The following is a 2,637-nucleotide window of genomic DNA, read 5'->3' on the forward strand; positions in this document are numbered from 1 at the left end:
GGCGGTTGACCACAAGCCACCTGCTCATCTACTTTCAAATCCGCCGGGCGGACGGGACGAGGCGTACAGGATATATACAAACCCCCACCGCGGGACGCCTCTAGGCGGCTGGGTACCACGAGCCGCGAACCCCCTCGGCGAGGCCAGGCGTGTAGCCATTGGTTACGTAACAGCCTCAGAGCTGAGTGAGACAAATTACGGCAACGGAGGTGGTGGGCCCGCCGGGATTTGAACCCTGTCCCAAGCCCCCACGCGGGGGCTTGACGGGACCTCCCGGATGCCCGGGCAGATGCCCTTTATCAGCCGGGCGCTCTAACCGGGCTAAGCCACGGGCCCCTCGCCTTAATAACTGTGCATGTTTTTTAAGTTTTTCTATGTATATCTGCACAGCCGACGCCTCCAGCGATTTAATGTCATCTCTAGGCTTAAACTAAGACATCGCTAGTCTCGGCTTTCAACTAAAAACGACACTCTACACGCCTTTACTGCAGAAGTAGCTGAGGCTCTCTCTTCAACGGCCGCGTCGCCGTAAGGTGGCTAGTAGTAGGCCAAATTAGCCCTTTGTTCTTACACTCTAACAGAGCCGGTCTCTACAAACTGCCCGGCACCAGCCTCTAAAGCTATTCAACTCTCTCCCCGGCGCTGGGGGTTGGGCTGACCGGCATGCGTCTCGGCGACATACTTCCTCCACGCCGCGATAGCCACCGGCAGGAGGAGAGCGGCGCCTTGGATGCCTACGGGGCCCCAGAGCCACCTCTCTTCCAGTAGTTGTGGAAATAGTAGGTAGTAGAGGGGAGCCCAGGAGTTTACGGCGCCGTGGAGGAAGGCGGCGCCCCATACCCCGTACCTTAGGTATACCGCCGTGTGTATTACAGACAGCGGCACCGTGGGTAGTATGGAAAGGAGGACTCCCTCCGCCTTCCAGCGCCAGCCGTATTGGTAGCCCAGTAGAATGGCTGGGGTGTGCCACAGGGCCCATATCAAGCCCACTACAAACGAGGCCTTTAAGTAGCCCCACCTCTCCGCCAGCCTCGGCAGTAGGCAGCCGCGCCAGCCGTACTCCTCGCCGAAGGCGCCTAGAAATGCCACCGCAACTGGCGTGAGTGGGGCAAGGAGGAAGGCGAGCAGGGCTTCGGCCCTAGGCTCCGCCCTATGTAGAGGCAACGTAGAGGCGACTGTCAGCAAAGTCCACAAACCTGCAGGCCACATAGACCCCCAGTACGGAACTCTCTGCCCGCCGGTCAACACATACGGCGGAGGCCTGAAGCCCTCCGCCAGGGCGCCGAGGGCGGGCGTCCACATGGCCGCGGCTAGCCAGAAGTTCGACGTGGGCGACAGAGCTTGCAGAGCCCATCCCAGTCCGAAGGTAACTGTGAAAAATCTATACATTGTCGCAGAGGTGACCGTCTTTCTCCTCGCAACAGATCACGTAGCGCCTTCCCCCCGCCTCCAGGGCAAGCCACTTGTCGGAGCACGCGGGCGTGGAGAAAGCCACGGCCCTCCCAAACGCCGTTGAGCAAATAGCGTATAGAGACCAGATATCGAGACGCCAGCCCACCGGGCAGAAATAGACGTAGCGGAGCAACTCCCCCGTCGTGAAGCGCCCCAGCACTCTAAACCCCCTAATCTTCTTGACGCCCCAGCGGGTTCTGAGCACAACCTCCCCCGGCTTGACGTCGACGCCGACAGGCTCAAGGAGCAGGGTTAATGCGACAAAAATTCCCCCACCAACTACAACATACGGCCCCAGAGTTGCCATTGGGTCGGGAGGAGGCTCTGCCGCGTATCTGTACCACAAATACACGCCAGAGCTAATAACCAGTACGCCTATTAAACCAAGCACTATTACTGCGAGCTTCCGCTTTTTCTGCCTGCTTTGGATTTTTGACACGAAAACTTAAAAACTCAGGAGAAAAAGGTTATGTTGGCGTTAAGATATGCAGGTCCTGTCGCTGTGGCTGTGGAACATGGGCTAGATACCCGCAGAGATGTGAAGACTCCATGCGGGGCGTGCTACCGCCTGGCGGCAAGCGGCGTAAAGCTTGATAGGTCGAAATTAATAAAGCTGGCAAAGTTGTAACGTGGTGGAGGCGGTCGCCGTCGGGGTGTGGGTGGCGCTCATGGTATATGTCTATGACAAGATCTACAAATTTACCCAGAGGTCCCTCCTCCTCTCGGCATCGGCGGGCCTCATCGCGGCGCTGATCGCCTACGCCGTCAAGAGCCTGGCGCCGTAGCCCCAGGGAGGCCCGCCGACTCTGCACACCTGGCGTCTACGAGCCTCACGGCGTATCCGCGGAAGTCTGAGCCTCTCGAGGCCACGATGTATGTCCGGCCGGCTAGTTGCACCGCGTCTCCCACCTCGGCGTTTAGAATGGCCGCGACCTCACCGGCGATTTTCTCCAGCTCGGGATCGGAGCTCGCCCCCCGCCTGGACACGGCGCAACACAGTAGCACGAGTATGTGAAAAGAGAGGTAGGCCGCGGCGAGTCCCAGGGCGATGGCGACTGCGTAGGCCAGCGACCCGAGCCACGTGCGTAAAAACACATACATAAGCACTGCGACGGCGATGCCGGCCGCCCCTGTGGCAAGCGGCGACTTGGAGAGCCTCTCCTCTCCGCACACGACGGCCGCTCT

At 59.7% G+C, this 2,637-nt stretch carries 5 protein-coding genes and 1 tRNA gene; 2 read left to right on the forward strand and 4 right to left on the reverse strand.

Going from position 1 to position 2,637, the window contains the following annotated elements; translation table 11 throughout:
• Positions 1 to 210: 210 nt before the first annotated feature.
• From ACP5J3_RS12785 to ACP5J3_RS12795, 3 genes are all read right to left on the reverse strand, one after another.
• Positions 211 to 336, reverse strand: a tRNA-Ile gene (locus tag ACP5J3_RS12785).
• Positions 337 to 624: 288 nt separating this feature from the next.
• Complete coding sequence (locus tag ACP5J3_RS12790) at positions 625 to 1,389, reverse strand: lysostaphin resistance A-like protein (protein WP_428496036.1); 765 nt, start codon at positions 1,387 to 1,389, stop codon at positions 625 to 627.
• Positions 1,382 to 1,891, reverse strand: a complete 510-nt coding sequence (locus tag ACP5J3_RS12795; protein WP_428496037.1) for a hypothetical protein — start codon at positions 1,889 to 1,891, stop codon at positions 1,382 to 1,384. The genes ACP5J3_RS12790 and ACP5J3_RS12795 overlap by 8 nt, the downstream gene beginning before the upstream one ends.
• Before the next feature lie 30 nt (positions 1,892 to 1,921).
• Here ACP5J3_RS12795 and ACP5J3_RS12800 point away from each other — a divergent pair, with 30 nt between their 5' ends.
• Together ACP5J3_RS12800 and ACP5J3_RS12805 are read left to right on the forward strand one after the other, a co-directional pair.
• Complete coding sequence (locus ACP5J3_RS12800) at positions 1,922 to 2,080, forward strand: hypothetical protein (RefSeq protein WP_428496038.1); 159 nt, start codon at positions 1,922 to 1,924, stop codon at positions 2,078 to 2,080.
• A gap of 4 nt (positions 2,081 to 2,084) precedes the next feature.
• Entirely contained in the window at positions 2,085 to 2,237 is a 153-nt protein-coding gene (locus tag ACP5J3_RS12805) for a hypothetical protein (RefSeq protein WP_428496039.1), read from the forward strand.
• Here ACP5J3_RS12805 and ACP5J3_RS12810 read toward each other — a convergent pair.
• A partial coding sequence (locus ACP5J3_RS12810) for a hypothetical protein (protein WP_428496040.1) occupies positions 2,218 to 2,637 on the reverse strand: 420 nt, incomplete at its 5' end. The two genes, ACP5J3_RS12805 and ACP5J3_RS12810, sit on opposite strands and share 20 nt — an antisense overlap.

The organism is Pyrobaculum sp., from assembly GCF_049971835.1.
Lineage (GTDB): Archaea > Thermoproteota > Thermoprotei > Thermoproteales > Thermoproteaceae > Pyrobaculum.

What these genes read in the sequence shown, in the direction of transcription:
- ACP5J3_RS12790 (WP_428496036.1), bottom strand. Translation starts at nt 1,389, where the DNA reads ATGTATAGATTTTTCACAGTTACCTTCGGACTGGGATGGGCTCTGCAA.
- ACP5J3_RS12800 (WP_428496038.1), top strand. Translation starts at nt 1,922, where the DNA reads ATGTTGGCGTTAAGATATGCAGGTCCTGTCGCTGTGGCTGTGGAACAT.